Annotated in this window: 18 protein-coding genes; 17 read left to right on the top strand and 1 reads right to left on the bottom strand. The window is 64.8% G+C overall.

Annotation, left to right across the window (positions count from 1 at the left end; all coding sequences use genetic code 11):
* The 3 genes from D7252_RS19720 to D7252_RS19730 all read left to right on the top strand — a co-directional run.
* On the top strand, positions 1-502 hold a 502-nt coding region (locus D7252_RS19720; protein ID WP_215111098.1), incomplete at its 5' end, for a hypothetical protein.
* A gap of 643 nt (positions 503-1,145) precedes the next feature.
* Positions 1,146-1,856, top strand: coding sequence for a hypothetical protein (locus tag D7252_RS19725; protein ID WP_147406781.1), 711 nt, complete (start codon positions 1,146-1,148; stop codon positions 1,854-1,856).
* 477 nt (positions 1,857-2,333) lie between these two features.
* Positions 2,334-2,594, top strand: a complete 261-nt coding sequence (locus D7252_RS19730) for a glutaredoxin family protein (protein ID WP_120777315.1) — start codon at positions 2,334-2,336, stop codon at positions 2,592-2,594.
* Positions 2,595-2,658: 64 nt separating this feature from the next.
* Here the strand turns inward: D7252_RS19730 and D7252_RS19735 are convergent, their stop codons facing one another.
* Positions 2,659-2,934: a winged helix-turn-helix domain-containing protein gene (locus D7252_RS19735; RefSeq protein ID WP_183055426.1), complete on the bottom strand. Its 276-nt coding sequence runs from the start codon at positions 2,932-2,934 to the stop codon at positions 2,659-2,661.
* On the opposite strand from D7252_RS19735, the gene D7252_RS19740 reads away from it, so the two are divergent.
* The 14 genes from D7252_RS19740 to D7252_RS19875 form a co-directional block, all read left to right on the top strand.
* Positions 2,894-5,119, top strand: a complete 2,226-nt coding sequence (locus tag D7252_RS19740) for an ATP-binding protein (protein WP_183055427.1) — start codon at positions 2,894-2,896, stop codon at positions 5,117-5,119. The two genes, D7252_RS19735 and D7252_RS19740, sit on opposite strands and share 41 nt — an antisense overlap.
* A complete protein-coding gene (locus D7252_RS19745) occupies positions 5,116-5,409 on the top strand; it encodes a hypothetical protein (RefSeq protein WP_120777318.1) in 294 nt (97 codons plus the stop codon). The genes D7252_RS19740 and D7252_RS19745 overlap by 4 nt, the downstream gene beginning before the upstream one ends.
* Positions 5,410-5,439: 30 nt before the next feature.
* A complete protein-coding gene (locus D7252_RS19750) occupies positions 5,440-6,576 on the top strand; it encodes a hypothetical protein (RefSeq protein WP_120777319.1) in 1,137 nt (378 codons plus the stop codon).
* A 39-nt stretch (positions 6,577-6,615) separates the two neighbouring features.
* Complete coding sequence (locus D7252_RS19755; protein ID WP_251051732.1) at positions 6,616-6,930, top strand: hypothetical protein; 315 nt, start codon at positions 6,616-6,618, stop codon at positions 6,928-6,930.
* 2 nt (positions 6,931-6,932) lie between these two features.
* Positions 6,933-7,619, top strand: coding sequence for a hypothetical protein (locus D7252_RS19760; protein WP_120777320.1), 687 nt, complete (start codon positions 6,933-6,935; stop codon positions 7,617-7,619).
* A gap of 188 nt (positions 7,620-7,807) precedes the next feature.
* A complete protein-coding gene (locus D7252_RS19765) occupies positions 7,808-9,049 on the top strand; it encodes a hypothetical protein (RefSeq protein ID WP_220659892.1) in 1,242 nt (413 codons plus the stop codon).
* Entirely contained in the window at positions 9,046-10,695 is a 1,650-nt protein-coding gene (locus D7252_RS19770; protein WP_120777322.1) for a hypothetical protein, read from the top strand. Before D7252_RS19765 ends, D7252_RS19770 begins: the two co-directional genes overlap by 4 nt.
* Positions 10,692-12,140: an ATP/GTP-binding protein gene (locus tag D7252_RS19775; protein WP_120777323.1), complete on the top strand. Its 1,449-nt coding sequence runs from the start codon at positions 10,692-10,694 to the stop codon at positions 12,138-12,140. The genes D7252_RS19770 and D7252_RS19775 overlap by 4 nt, the downstream gene beginning before the upstream one ends.
* A complete protein-coding gene (locus D7252_RS19780) occupies positions 12,137-13,189 on the top strand; it encodes a M15 family metallopeptidase (protein WP_120777324.1) in 1,053 nt (350 codons plus the stop codon). The genes D7252_RS19775 and D7252_RS19780 overlap by 4 nt, the downstream gene beginning before the upstream one ends.
* A 202-nt stretch (positions 13,190-13,391) precedes the next feature.
* Positions 13,392-13,727 (top strand): hypothetical protein, encoded by a 336-nt coding sequence (locus D7252_RS19785; RefSeq protein ID WP_147406784.1) that lies wholly within the window; start codon positions 13,392-13,394, stop codon positions 13,725-13,727.
* Positions 13,728-13,738: 11 nt separating this feature from the next.
* The gene (locus tag D7252_RS19790) at positions 13,739-14,020 is read left to right on the top strand and encodes a hypothetical protein (RefSeq protein ID WP_120777326.1); all 282 of its coding nucleotides are present in this window, start codon (positions 13,739-13,741) and stop codon (positions 14,018-14,020) included.
* 66 nt (positions 14,021-14,086) lie between these two features.
* Positions 14,087-14,665, top strand: coding sequence for a ParA family protein (locus D7252_RS19795; protein ID WP_120777327.1), 579 nt, complete (start codon positions 14,087-14,089; stop codon positions 14,663-14,665).
* Positions 14,666-14,667: 2 nt separating this feature from the next.
* Positions 14,668-14,916: a hypothetical protein gene (locus D7252_RS19800; RefSeq protein WP_120777328.1), complete on the top strand. Its 249-nt coding sequence runs from the start codon at positions 14,668-14,670 to the stop codon at positions 14,914-14,916.
* Positions 14,913-15,391: hypothetical protein (locus tag D7252_RS19875; RefSeq protein ID WP_147406785.1), on the top strand; the 479-nt coding region annotated here is incomplete at its 3' end. The genes D7252_RS19800 and D7252_RS19875, both read left to right, overlap by 4 nt.

A 15,391-nucleotide genomic window follows, 5' to 3' on the forward strand; every position in this document is an offset into this window, starting at 1 on the left:
AGCCGACGGCAGCCGTCGGTACACGCAAAAGAACGAGCCTCTAGCCCGTGAGGTGAAGCTGTACGTTCCCGGTTGGGGTGATGTGCTGGACGGCCTCGATTCGTTCATCAAGCCGTCACAGTTGTGGGTGGACCTGGCCACCGACCCGACGACACCGCCGGCGCGTTTGGATGCGCTCGCGCGGATGTCCGGGGCTTTCCCGATTCAGGTGGCGTCGTGGTTGGAGAAGGTTCTGTACTCGATCCAGAACGGCCCTCACCGGCAGCGGACGTTCGAGTGGGGTTCCCTCTATGCGGAGATCACCCACGGCTATTCCGATCCGCGCAACTTCCGCCGCAAGTTCATCGCAGCACTCGACGAGGCGGCCGCCACTCGTCGCATCCACGGTGACGGAATGCCGACGAACTACGACGTCGAGCGTGTGGCCGGTCGCGCAGGTGGTGGAACCGTTCTCGTGATCCGGCGCAGCCCTCTTCTGCGCAGCCCCGCCGACGAACTCTGACACCACAAACGACCCTCTGCCCGTTCGCGGCAGGGGGTCGTTTGTGTACTGATCGCCTCACTTCGGAACCTGTGGATAACCAGGGACCGTGAGGCGGTCAGTACACAAACCCCGAGGCGGTCAGTACACAACCCCGAGGCGGTCAGTACACAAACACCCGCTCCGATCCGTTACCCCTCTAGGGGTCTCGCGGTCCCCTAGTTCTTATCTCTAGTTCTCTCTTAACTAGTTCTCTCTTAACGGGAGCCGCCCAGCGCAACCATCAGACGCGCACGCGAAGAGTCGCGCTTGGGGTTGCCGTTCCTTTCCCTCCGCTGACGCTCCGTGAAAGAACCGCCCTCAGATCTACGAGCGATCGGAGAGCATCTAGCGGGTGGATGGACGTTCTGAGAGACTGGAACAGCTATACGTTTAGGTATTCGTTGACCGCGAATACCCTTCTTGCGGCGGAAGCCGCAAGTTTCTCTGTCTCCCACCCTCCCCCCGAGCAGGCTCGCTTCCCAATCTCCCCCACTCAACGAACAAGTTCTAAGTGAAGGAGATTGGGAAGTAAAGGGGGAGGGTGGGAGACAGAGAAACAGAGAAGAAGAAGAAGAAGTAGAGAGAAGAAAAAGAGAGTGAGAGAGGTGGTTGGGCGATGCAGATGACGAGTCGAGATGAGCAGATGGTCGAGTGGCTGCGTGTGGTGCAGATGGCTGAGATGGCGTCGTTGCGGTGGGTGCTGGGAGGGTTCAGCGGAGCAGGTAAGCCGGTGTCGTTGCGGAAGGCTCAGCAGTGGGTCGCACGATGCCGTGAGGCGGGGTTGGTCGATTCGTCGAGGTCGGCTAGCTCAACCGGATCGGTCGTCTGGCTGACCCGCGAAGCGTCTGGCCGGCGGGAGCCCTCTCTCCTTCGACAGACCGTCCGGCATGAGTTGGCGGTCGCGTCTGTGGCCGCCCGCTACGTGTGCGCCGGGTGGGCGTGGAGGATCGATCAGCGCTCGAACTCGGATGAGCACATGGCTGATGGGCTGGCTATCCGGGGAGCGGCGAAAGAGTTGGTCGAGGTCGAGTTGACCGTGAAAGCGAAGGATCGGTACCCGAAGATTTTCGCGTCCCACGACGAGCGAATTCGGTTCGATGGCATCACCTCGATCGTGTACGTCACGGATGCTCCGACCGGGGAGGCGATCGGCCGCAAGATCAAGGATCAGGTCTTCCGCGACGATCGCGACAGGTTCCCGGTGTTGCCGGCACTCGACATGTGGGGTCGCATCCAGGACGACCTTTGGCCGGTCGAAGATGCCCGGTTCACTGCGCCGGCAGAGGGCGAAGAGATCGCGCCGGCGCACGCGCCGTCGTCATCGTTGTTCTGAGCCCCCCGTGCTGCAAAAAGTCGTCAGAGATCCCGAGCAACTTTTCCACGTCGACGAGCAGCGTTCACCGCTCTTTTCCTTCGCCTCCGATAGATGCCGACTGTCATACGAGAGCACCCGGTCAAGGGGCCGGCAACGCCGGCTCCCGGAGGGACGCACAGCGCCCTTGAGGGGGTCGGATCGTATGTGATCCTCAGAGCATCGGGGGGAAGGGGAGGCGGCCCGCAGGGCCGCCAGGTCTGGAAGCTTTCGGGCATCGTTCCTGACGCTCAATCATTGCCGCCGCGGTCCTACACACAAGCCCCCTACGGGGGCCGGTTCCGCCGAGATTTTCGTCACGCGGTCGCTGCGCTCCCTCACATCGCGACGAAATTCTCTCCCCCACCGCCTGACGGTTGTGTTCCGGCCCTCTAGCTGCGGCACTGCTCCGCTTATCAGGAACGAGCCAGCGAATTGATCGAGAGAGAGGATGAGGCCATGGAAACGCTCACGGTCTACACAACCGGCGAGAGCTGCGGGAAGTGCAACCTGACGATGAAGATGCTCGACGGCAAGAAGATCCCGTACGTCGTGATCGACCTGAACGAGAACCCCGCCGCGTATCGGTACGTCACCGAAGAACTCGGCTACAGCACGGCCCCTGTCGTCGTCGTCGACGACCAAGACCACTGGTGTGATCTGCGCCCCGACGAAATCGAACGAATCGCCAGCCACAGGACCACCGCGGCCGCCCGGTGAACGCGCACCGACGGGAGCCGATGGCACAGGCCGCGAAGCGGACCCGGCAGCCCCTTGCCGCGTTCTACTTGGTGAGCCCCAGCAACTTCCCGAGATCTCGATAGTGGGCGGTCAGAGCATCCACGCGAGCGGTGTAGCGCGTGTGGCGGCCCCGGCGATCGGCGTAGGGGACAGAGACCGCGGGATCGGGGTCGAGTACTTCAAGAGCGGTCAGGGCAGAAACGTGGATCTTCACCGTTCCGACCGCGAGCCCGGTCCCTTCGGCGATCTCGCTGACGAGACTTCCGGGGTGGCGGGCGATGAAGCCCAGAACGGCGAGGCGGGCGGCATTCGCCCCCAAGACGTTAATCGCGCGCTCCACTTCGGGCGAGAGCGAAGGCACTGCGTACACGGGCATAACTGTTCATTCTTCCAAAGTCCCCTTCTCGACAACGGCTAGCTACTTTAGTAGGCTACCCAATGTACGAAACACCTTGTCCCCCAAACGGGGGACAGATTCGGCGCTGTCTGCGGTTTCCGTGAAGATGGTGCCGGTGCCGGCCATGTTGGACGGCGTCAACAAAGCATCGGGGGGTGCCATGACAACCACGGCAAACGACGTAGATCAGACCGGAGATTCGGGCGATGACCCGTTCTTCTTCGCGGTCAAGCTCGTCTTCGGGCTCGTGCTCGGGCTCGTGTGTGCGCCGCTGATCATCCCGTTTCTAGTGCGCGGGCTCACAACGATGTGGGCACCCACGAAGCGGTGGTACTGGATCACCTACCCGTGGTGGTGGGCCGTCGTGTCGGCCGGCGTTGCGCTTGTCGCGCTGCTGCTCGCGGCCGAGGTGTGGCAAGTAGTCGAGTGGGCGCGCGCCGGCGGCTACACGACACTCACCCAGGCAGCGAGCCCGGTCGCTGAGGCGTGGGCCACCGTGTGGCCCTGGCTGCTGCTCAACGTCGCCGCCGGCGTGCTGCTGGTGCCGGCCGTGTGGTCATTGCAGCGCCGCAAGGTGGCCGAGCGGGTGCGTAAGCGCACGATCCCCGACGTCGTGCGTCAGGAGCGGATCGAGTCAGCGCAGAAGCAAGCGACGGACCTCTCCAGCGCCCGGAAGATCGGCGTCAAGGTGGATGCCGTCACGAAGACGATCACCGGCAGCGCCACGAACGGGATCACCGCCCCGCATCCCGTGGGGAACGGACAGTACGCGCTGGGCGTCATCAACCGGGAAACCATCCGGGGGATGGCGCAGCGCATCGCCGATCAGTCGCGCGTGCCGGATTGGGTGACAACGGATAACCGATATCTGATACTTCCCGAGAAAGCCGGCTCATGCCGGCTGCTGCTGTTCTCCGAGGCGGGGACCGGTAAGACGGTGCTGCTTATGAGCATCATCGCGGCGGCGGTGAGATCCGGCCAGAAGGTCATTTTCATCGACGCGAAGGGCGTTCCGCGTGATGCGCGCGAGTTGGCGCGGCTCGTCGCCCAGTTCGGCGGCACCGCGGCTATCAGCGGATCGGGCGAGGACGCGCAGACCCGATGGAACCTGTTCCACGGCAGCGCGGCCGACGTCACGGCGAAGCTTATGCGGCTCCAGCCGCCCCCGGACGGCTCGAATCAGTACTACCTCGAAGAGGTCGAAGCAGTACTCGAGGTGTTGCAGACGAAGGCACCGCTACGCAGCCGCAAGGATCTTCTGGAGCGAGCGAACAATCTCGATGAGTGGGTGACAGATCGGGACGATTACCGGATGCTCCGGGAAGTCGTCGACTCTCGCACGAAGAAGACCGCTGTAGAGCGCGCGGTCGCATCGGTCACGAAGACCCTGCGCCGATTCGACGACTGGACCGACCCCGAGGGCTGGACGTTCGACGATCCCGGCGCGGACGTCGTAATCTGCCCGCTGATCCCCGTCGACGCGACACAGGCAGCGCTGGGAGATCTCCTATTGCTGGAACTGCGCGCCTACCTCAAGCGCCGGCTGGAGCGGGAGGACTACTCACCGGCGCTGGTCATCGTCGACGAGTTCCCCCAGTTGGTCACTCCCGGCAACGACCCGGCCGACCTCGCTACGCGCCTGTTCGAAACGATGCGCAGCGCCGGCGCTGGGCTGATCCTCGCCGGTCAGAGCGTCGAAGGGCTCTCGGTAGACGCGCCGATGCGCGCCCGGGCCCTTAACTCGGGGGCCGCGGTGATGTTCGGCCGGCAGAAGAGCCCGGAAGACCTGTGCGCCCTGGCCGGCACCGAATTGCGGCTAGAGGCGTCCGGTGCGGCGACCGGCGAGGAACTGCGTTCTGGACGCGCGCAGCACACGTACCGGATCAAGCCGCAGGACGTGCGCGAAGCATCCGGCGGTCAGTTCTGGATCGTGCAGGGCGGGCATCACGCCACCTTCCGCGCGCTCCCGAACGCCAGCGCCGAGGCCACGGCAACCCCTACCGGCCGCGCAGAGCCGCCGGAGCCGGCGGCTCTGCCCGTGCCAGCTACGACCCCTGAAACCCCCACTGAGAACGACGACATAACCCCTGAGGAGCAAACAGCATGAACGACGACATCACGCCGCTGATCCCGGCGCCCATTCTGGGCATCGCGGACTTCCTCGGCGATCTGATGGTGGCCGCGGTTCTGTTCGTCGCCACGATGGCCGCGCTCTTCATCTTCATCAAGCCCGCGAACGAGAAGGGCGGCGCAGCACTGTCCTACGCCGCCGCGGTACTTCTAAGCGCTGTTGTCTCTGCGTTCCGGGCGGACTGGGCGATTCTCGTCTACGCCGTGCTGCTGCTGCCGGCGTTTTTCGTCATCCGGTGGCTGTTGCGCCGCATCACCACTCGCTAGATCCGAACACCAAACCCCAGGAGGAAGCACATGTCTGATAACCATTTCGCCGGCGCAGAACGCGCCGCCGGCTACGGCGTTGAAGAGCACGAGCCGATCACGCCGCCGCCCGTCGCGCCCGTCGCCGTGGAAGAGCCCGCACCGCCGGCCGCGGTGATTGAGAGCGTCCCCGAGGCGTTGGAGGCCACCGCGGACGCCGCGCCGACCGTGGCAACCACGCCGGGGGAACTGCTTGCAGGGCTCACGCGCGCTAGCCTCCGATCCAGCACCCCGCCGGTTGCAAAGACCGGCTGGCGCGGCTTCTGGGCGCGCGTCGGTTTCAAGCCCGAACCGTCCGCAGCGGAGAAGGCCGTTCTGGAGGCCGCAGCGTCCCTCGCTCGCGATGAAGAGATCATCCGTCAGGCGACGTACACGCGCCCGATCGGCGTTCTCGTCGCGAACCCGAAGGGCAACGCGTCGAAAACGACTGTCTCTCTCGCGCTTGGCGGGACGCTGGCCTACTGCCGAGGCGGCGGCCTGGCTATCGTCGAGGTCGCCGAAGATCCGGGAACGCTGACGCTCCGTGCCGAGGGGAACCCGCGGCGCGGCATCGGGCACCTGGTGGCTGAGCATGACGAGGTGAACAGCGCCGGCCGCCTCGACGGGTACACCGCCCCCCAGACCTCGTACGCGCGGGTGATCGGCTCCACCGGCCCCAGGGAAGCGCTCACCGCTCGGGCCGTCGCCGATGTGGTGCAGGTGGTCGACGAGTACTTCTCGATGCGAGTGATGGACTCGGGCAACCAGTACACATCGCCCGTGTTCCGGGCGGCCGTCGAGGCTGCTGACGTTCTCGTGATCCCCACGCTGAACGCCGCCGACACGGCGACGAAGGCGCTCGAACTGCTGGACTCGCTCAGGGCACAGGGCGGGCACGCCGCGGAGCTTGCGAAAACGGCCGTGGTGCTGGTTCTCACCGATGGCCGTGTGGAGATCCCCGCCGTGACCGAAGGCGTCACCCAGGCGCTCGCTCACGCCGAGGTGGGGCAGATCCTCAGCATTCCGTTTGACGCGCACCTCGCCCAGCGCGGCGAGATCACTCTTTCCCAACTGCACCCGGACACGTACCGGGCGTTCGTCGCTGCCGGGGCCGCGGTTATCCGCGCCCTCGAAGGCATCACCAACTGATAACCGATACCGGATAACGGATAACCGAAAGGCATGACCATGGAACATCTGACTGGACTCGTCCACGCGGCGATCGATAACCCCCTCGATGGGGTCTTCCCCGACTTCAGCATCTTCGGGCTGGAGTTCACCGAACTGTGGCAGAAGGTTCTCGGCGGGCTCTGGGCGCTGGCGCTCGTCTTCAGCGTCGGCTACCTCATCTGGGGCATCGTCCAGATGGGTAAGGCCGACGACGGCAACCCCAACGCCTACAAGCAGGGCCGGAAGGCCGCGATGGCTGCTGGCATCGCGCTCGGCTGCCTCGCAGGGCTCACCGTGATCGTGGGCGCAATCCTCTTCATCGTCGGCGGCTAATCATGAACACCACCACACCGCGCCCCCCGCTGCCCCGCTGGGTCTGGGTAGTGGGCGGCGCGATCGTCGCCGCCGCGATCGTCGTTGGCGTCGTCCTGTGGGCGCAGCGGCCGACAGACCCGGACGCCGGCCCCACCCCCGGAGCCACCGGGGGTACAACGGCCACACCGGGCACGGACACAGAGACAGTCACCGGATGCCTTGCCGAGGGCCAAGGCATTGACATGCTGCTCACCACTCAGGAGAGCGCGCCGCAGAGCGAGGCCGGCGCGGTCGAGTTCGCCACGGCGCAGATGCGCTGGACGAAGCAGTGGCCGTGGGCCAGTTTCGAGGAATTCGAGACGGCGAACGTCGAGACTTGGGCGGGCGGTCAGCCCATCGACCGGGCTCAGTACGACGCAATGGTCGCGGGACCGAATGCGTCGAGCGGAATCGTGCCGGATGGCACACCGTTCCACCTGACTTCTGTGGTCGGCCGCTGGTACGTCGACGCTTACGACGGTGACACCGCTCAGGTCACGATCGGGCTCGCATTCGTGATCGGCGAAGCCGTCAGCCCGCTCTACCGTTCGGTTGGCACCTACAACCTCGAATGGACCGAGAACGGCTGGGTGACCAAGGGAACCGAAACAAAGCACACCGTTGAGGAAGCTTTCGACCTCGGCGACCCGTACACAGGGGGATGCTGATGGCTGTTCAGGACGACCCCCAGTGCGACGACAACATCATCACCGGAGCCGCGTGCATCATCGACGACATCGGTAATGGTGTCGAGGATGTCGTCGACGGTGTGACAGGCGTGGTGTCGTTCGCTCAAGACCCGTTCGGGGCGACGCTGACAGCGTTGAAGGACGGGGCGAAGTCACTCACTACGGATGTGCTGCCGTTCCTGACGACGGCGCTCCAGCCGGATCTTTCGGCAGGGTTCTTTATCCGTGCCTACGCGATCTCGTTCGCCGCCGCGATCTTGGTCATGGTGGTCATCCTGATCAGTCTGTTCGTGAAGACTGCGAAGGGCGAAATGGCCGGCCGGGATCTCGTGCAGTCACTCGCGCAGTACGCGCCCCTGTTCCTGATCGGCACGATGTTCGGCCCTCTGGCCGGCCTTCTGCTCGTGAGTCTCTTTCACGCGCTCACAGATTCCGTCATCGCGTGGGCGATGGGTTCGGCACAACAGATCATCGACGGCCTAATCGCCCTCATTGACAAGATCGACCCGGCGGCCACACCAGGCGGCGTCATCCTCGCGATCATCCTGATGCTGCTGCTGCTTATCGGGCTGCTGTTCGTCATCGTGATCCTTCTGTGCCAGCTAGTCACGCTGTACTTCACCGGCGTCATCATTCCGCTGTTCCTGGTCTTCATGATCGACCCGGAACGACGCGGCGTCGGGCTCGGCATGGCGGGTCTGTGGCTTGGCATCCTGGCCGCTCACCCGCTGCTGTTCTTCCTGCTCGGGTTCGCGTTCTCGATCATGGGCGACACCATCGTCACGGTCGGCGAAAAAGACGGCCTACAGACTCTCGTGACGTTCGTCGTCGCGCTCATCGCGATCTACATGGCGGCACTCTCGCCGCTCGCACTGATGAAGTTCGCGCCTGTCCTCCAGGGTGCGTTCACGCCCTCATCCAGCGGCAGCGGTAGCAGTAGCGGCAACACGATCGGCCCCAGCAACATCACCCAGGCCGGCAACGAGTACGGCAACGGCGGCAGCGAGACCAGCAGCACCACAACGACGCAGACGACGCAGACGACTACAGGCGGTAGCGGCTCGTCGACGTCGACCGACTCGACAGATAAGACGCTTTCCGAAGCCAGTTCGACCAACGAATCGGCTCCCACAAGCCGGGAAACGGCCCCTGTGGGCGCTGGAGGCTCTGCCTCGGGCGCTGGGGCCGCCGGTAGCGCGGAAGCCGCTGAGAGCGGCGCTACAGGGCTTGCAGAGGCGGGGGCGGCTGAATCGTCGACCGGGGCAGGTGCCGCGGTCGGAGTTCCAACGCTGATCGCGGCCGCCGGTGTTGCGGCGGCTGAAACAGCGAAGAAGGGCGCGGATGGTGCTGTCGCTCAGGCCACCGCGCCGATGGAAGACAGCAACACGCTCGGAGGGAGCAGCGTATGAGCGATCCAGTCGTGGTGGCCCCGATCAAGGGCTACTTGGGAGGGGAGGACGGGCACCGCTCGTTCTTCGGCGGGCAAGTCTCTAAAGCGCGTTTGTGGTCCGTTGGTCTGTCCATCGGCATCGGGCTCGTGCTCGTGCTGCTGTTCCAGGGCGTGGGCCTCGCGATCATGCTCGTCAGCACCGTGGCATCTTTCGTCCTCACGACCCGCACGCACCGCGGGTCCATCTTGGAGCGCCGCCGTAAGCGCCGGCGCTGGAAGAAGCGCGTTCAGGCCGGCACCGACTCGTTCCGGCCATACTCCGTCGCCGAGTGGGACCAGGCAGAGGCCGACGTGCGACAGGCCAAGGGCCGGCGTGCCCGGTGGGAAGCATCCCGCCGGCTCGCATCGATCCGACTGATGCCCGATGGCGCAGACGCCATGGGCTGGCTGCAGAAAGGTCGCCGTCAACCGGGAATCGCATGGCATTCGCCGAGTGGCGAAACCCCGTACCTGTCGGTGGCTTTCTCGGTGACCGGGATGCATCGCGGTATCGAGTCCACCGATTCGACCAACAAGGGCACGCTGAGTTTCGGCAGTCTTCTCGCTGAGCACGCGGGGCCGGAGTCCCTGGCCCGCAACGTGCAGAGCGTCACTCGAATCGTGCCGGCCGACACCGCGCTATACGAATACTGGGTGCGTCAGAACGTCGACGGATCGATCCCTGACGAAGCCCAAGCGTCCTACAAAGAGGTGCTGAGGATCACCAGCGAGAACGCCATGGTGCAGCGTCACTTCTACACGGTGTCCTGGCCGTTGACGGCGCAGTTCATCAACGCGGCCGAGAAGTTCGGGAACGCGCGCGATGGGTGGCGGGCGCTCATGGCCGCGGAGATCGAAGAGATGGCCAAGAAGCTTGCTGCGGCTCGCCTCGGGGTGGTCGAAGTGTTCACGGCCCGCCAGGTGGCGGGCGTGGTCAAGCATCTCCAGAACCCCGGCCACCCCATCGATATGACCGCCGGTGTCGACCCGACATCGTTTGGTGTCGCCTCACACGATGAGTTCTCGGCGTACGTCACCGAAGGCACCGACGTGGACGGCAACCCGGTGCAGTGGTGGCATCGCACAGCGAAGATCACTGCCGGCAGCTTGTCGACCGGCGCGCGTACTCCCCTCTGGATGCTGCCGCTGCTGGTCGGGACTCATCTCAAGATGATTCGCACGTTCTCGTTCCACCACCAACTAGTTCCCGCGGTCGAGGCGAAGGCTGCGGCCATCAAGGATCTCGTGCGCGACGAGGCCCGGAGGATCTCGGACGCGGAGGGCGGCCGCCTGGCCGACGACACCACGGCGGTAGCGGCCACCGCTGCCGCCCAGCGCATCGCCGATTTCCGGCCGGGAACCGGCCACGAGGGCGATTACTGGGTGGGATACCTGACCATCACCGAGACCAGCCGAGACCGACTCGCCCAGGCGTGCCGAACCACGGAATCGGTCTGCCACAGCAAAGCCGGCATCGAGCGGATCGAATGGCTGGACTCCTACCAGGCCGCCGCTGCCGGAACGACGTGGCCGATCGGTCGCGGCATCCGCATGATCCCGCCCACCGCAAGCGCCAAGTTCTACCGCCGGCTCGCCGGCCGTTCTCAGAAGGACGAACTGACATGACCATCACCCCTGAGATTCCGAAGAAGCGCGGCCTGTCGTCGCTGCCGGGGTTGCGTCGGTTCGCACCGCCCGCACCCGTAGTCGCGACCGACACGACGGCCGACGATGAAGAGTTCCTGCCGTGGGCCGCCCCCGGTTCTCGGCTGCGTGTCAACGACAGAGCAGCGGCATCCGGGTTCTACGCGCCGGCCGCTGTCGGCGCGCCCTCGTCGACGCGGCAAGCCGCCATCCTGAACACGGCACTAGTCGCTCAGCCCACGGGTGCAGATGGCCTGGTTCTCGGCCGCGACAACCTCTCTCAATCCGCGGCGGCGCATGACCCCGCGACCGCCTACAACGCCCAGCCTCGGCGGATCTCATCGCCGAACGTGGTGTGTCTCGGCGACATCGGCGGCGGCAAAAGCTCGAACACGAAGTGCAACTACGTTGCCCGGCCGCTCACCCTCAGAAATCGTCGGGTAGTCGTGTTCGACAAGAAGCCCGAAGGCGACGAAGGCGAGTACGCGCCGATGGCTCGGGCGTACAACTCCGAGCCCATCCGGTTTCGGCCCGATGGCACCGGAAGTCGCATGAACCCGCTCGACAAGCACATCATCCGCGGAGCGGGCGCGAAGGGCCAAGCACGAGTCATCCGCAACATCGTGCAGCTCGCAGACGGCGACAAGCCGGTCAGCCAGTGGGGCCGAGAAGCGATCCGCCTCGCGCTACAGCGCACGTTCGCTGAGTTCGAGAATCGGCGCCGCACGGCGACCCTCGCCGACGTTCTGCCTCACCTGGGCGCGGTTGCGGAGGAAGACCACCAAGACCTATCTGCGAAGGCCCGCGATCGGCTGCACCAGGCCGGCGTAAGCGTGCTGTTCACGCTGCACGATCTTCTCGACGAGTACGGCGGCATGTTCGACGGCGATACCTCGAGCGACGTAGACCTCGCCGCAAAGCTCACCAGCTTTGATCTCAGCGCCTTGAACGAGGACAGCGCCGCGGTGCCCGTCGTCATGTCGATCGGCTACCAGTGGCTTCTTGGGCGGTTGAAGAGCGAGCCCGATTCGTTCACGAACATCATCTACGAAGAGGGCTGGCACATGGTGGCCGGCCCGTCCGCAAAGCTGCTCCAGTCGTCACAGAAGCTTTCTCGGGCGCTCGGGATCTCAAACGTGTTCGTGATGCACAAGGGCACCGATATTCCGAAAGACTCGATCGGAATGACGATGCTCCAGGAGGCGCAGACGATCCACGTCTATCGCCAGTCCCGGGCGGAAGATGCCCGGTGGTGCCAAAAGTACTTCAACTTCGCACCGGAGACCGCCGACGCGATCATGAACCTGGACGTGGGCGAGCAGATCTTCAAGTACGGGTCAAACCCGGAGATCCGGCTCCGTCATCTGCGTTCGGAGTGGGAGCGTGAGCTCACCAACACCGACACCGGAATGCAGGCCGGACAGTGAACGTGCGGCGGTGGCTCACGGTCGGAACAGCGTTCGTCGCTGCCGTCGTTCTGTTGCTCGTCCTGCCTGCCCTCGGTGCCTCTGTCGGCGGCGCGTGCACCGGCGAGATAGATCCCGTCACCGCGGCCGCACATGAGCCCGTCGCGGGGTACAAGGGCGACCAGTTGGCCAACGCCGCCGAGATCATGACAGCGGGCTCCAAGATGGGCCTAGACGCACGCGCTCAGACCATCGGCGTCATGACCGCGATGGGCGAATCGTCGCTCAAGAACATCACCTACGGCGACGACATCAACGGCGTGACCAACCCTGACGGCTCCCCCACGTCGTCAATTGGTCTGTTCCAGCAGCAGGAATGGTGGGGCACGGTCGCTGAGCGCATGAACCCAGCGACGGCCGCGCGGTTGTTCTTCGAGCGGCTCGTGAAGGTGACCGGGTGGGAGAACCTCACCCCGTCAGCAGCCGCTCACGCCGTGCAAATCAACGCCGACCCCAACCACTACACCAAGTGGTACAACGCCGCCGCAGAGGTCGTCAACGCGCTCACGACGGCCGGCATGATCCAAGCCACGATGAACTGTGCCGCTGCCGGCGACTATCCGCCGCCAACCGGGGACGGTCCCGGCGAGTGGGGCGGGTACGACAACGGGCAGATTCCCGTTAGTGCGCTCCAGCAGATTCCGTGGGCTCCCCGGTACCTCCTGCGCGCTGACGCCACCGCCGCCCTCGCGGCGATGAACGTCGCGTTCCGCAGCCAGTTTGGTTACGACCTCCCCATCAACGACGGGTATCGCGATTACGCCGGCCAGGTCGAGGCAAAGCGGAAGTACGGCAACGACGCCGCGGAGCCCGGAACCTCAAACCACGGCTGGGCGCTCGCGATCGACATAGGCGACCGCAACCACTGGGCGATCGGCTTCTCGCACCCGATCTATCTGTGGCTGAAAGCCAACGCCGGCCGCTACGGCTGGGCGCATCCCGACTGGGCAGAACCAGGCGGCGTCGGACCCGACGAAGCCTGGCACTGGGAGTACTACGGCCTCCTATGACGCCTCCAGCCGCCCCATCGGCCCCACCGATGGACATTCGTATCTTCGTTCCCGCCGATCGCGCCGCAATCTCGAAAACCCTTGATTTTCCGCGGAAGTCGATCAGCTGCCGCCGCGGCGTCGACCAGGTCGAGCAGCTGCGCGATCGCCATGGCACATTCGCACAAAACACCGATCCCCTCCCAGCGACAAAGGAGCCCCGATGATCCCCAACCCAGACCCAACGATGCCGGCCATTCCCTTTCCGGTCGAAATCGTCGCCGGCTTCGAAACCGTGATGAACGTCGCCGGCGCAATCGCGGCAACGGCGGCCCTGATCCTCGCTGTGCTGATCCTCCACGCCTACCACGACGACGAACGCGACCGCGGCCGCTCCCTCACGAGCTACACGCTGGGACTTGGAACCGCCGTGCTGGCCGCTCTGGTTGTCTCCATCGTGCTCAACCAGTGGGCCTATTTCATCTTCGCTTTCCTCGCTCTGCCCGTCGCGTTCGGTGCACGGTGGGCCATCGTCCGCTTTCTCGACCGGCGCTTCTGAGAGGCCGACGAATGAGCGCAGCCGACGACGACGCCATCACCAGGGCTCAGACGGTCCACGAGCGGCTTGCGAGGCTCCGAGCGCATCAGACAGCGGAGAGGAACCGTATCTACGCTCTGGTGATCCAGGAGCTTCTTGCAGAGGGGTACTCGCTCCGAGAGGCCCAGGGTGCTCTCGGGCTCTCCAAGACCTTCATTCACAAAGCCGCTCAACGGGACACGCAGTGCCCCGAAGAAGCGGCGGAGTTCACCGCGGTCGATGAGGCCGTGGCTCAGTACGTCCTCGAATACTGACGCCTCGATTTCGACACGCCGACAGATAACCGATATCCGCTAACGGATATCGGTTATCTTGTTCTCATGATCCTTTCCGTAGTCAGCATCAAGGGCGGCGTGGGTAAGACCACGAGCGCCGCATGCCTCGCAGTGGCGCTATCGGCCTTCGGCACTGTCCGCTCGATCGACAGCGACCCGCAAGGGGCGCTTGACCTCTGGGCGCGGATGGCCGGCCCCGGCTTCCCCGAGACCGTCACTTCAATCGGCGGCCGCCTCACTCCAGCGATGACCGCCGGCGTTGACTTCGTTGTCATCGACACTCCCCCGAGCGACCCGATCACGCTTGCGCGCGCCGTCGACGCGGCCGACGCTGTGATCGTCCCCACGAGCCCGAGTGACGGCGACGTGACGCGCACGCTCGTACTCGCCGACCAACTCAGCAGCCAGGGCATCCCGGCCACGGTTCTACTCACCGCAGCGCAGACGGGGACGCTCGCGACCAGGAGGGCTCTCGAAACCCTGAGCGATCTCCCCGAGGGCATCATCCTCTACGAGCACCTTGTGCCCTTCCGGCAACATTTCCTCTCGATGTACGGCACGATCCCGAAGCCGTCGCAGCTTCACCCTTACGACCTCATCGCCCGCGAACTCCAGGAGTCCTAATCATGGCTATACAGCGCAAGACCAGCACGCCCACCACCGCACGCCCTGAAACCGACCTCTCGGCCGGGTTCGGAGCCGGCGCACCGAAGCACGAAGGCCGCGAGTACACCCGAAAGGTTCAGGTGTTGATGACGCCGGCTCAGTACGCCGCTCTAGAGCAAGCGGTAGCGGATAGGGGATATCCGCGCCACGGTGGCCCCTCTCGCGTCATCCGTGAAGTTCTGGGCAAGGAGATCGGGTTCGAGCCGTGAGCGACGGCGTGCCACCACAGATGCCCGCGTGGGAAGTCCGCCAACTCGATCACGCCGCAGCTATTGAGAACGATGCCGCAAACAAGCGCCATGGCATCGTTCTGGGAAACGGGTACTTCTCTCTCACTCCGATGGATGAGCAGCGAACACGAGATTGGGAGGCCTCCAACTCTTACACGTCATGGTCGATAACCGCCGGCAAAGTCATGAGCAAGCACGGTGGATGGGTCGAGGCCCCGATCCCCTCCGGGAAGCCGGCCTTGCTTATTGGCGCGGCGATTGCGACGAAGATCCGCGCGACCGTCAAAGCCGGCGGAAACCCACTCGAAGGAATCGGCTTGGAGGACACTCAGCGTGCCCTGGCGGCAGATCTCGGCTACACATCAAGCGGCGGCCGCACTCATCAGGAAATCACGCGCCAAGTGACAGCCTTCGCAGCATCCACATTCCACATAGCCGAGTGGGGACCGGAGAG

This window comes from Microbacterium sp. CGR2 (assembly GCF_003626735.1).
GTDB lineage: Bacteria > Actinomycetota > Actinomycetes > Actinomycetales > Microbacteriaceae > Microbacterium.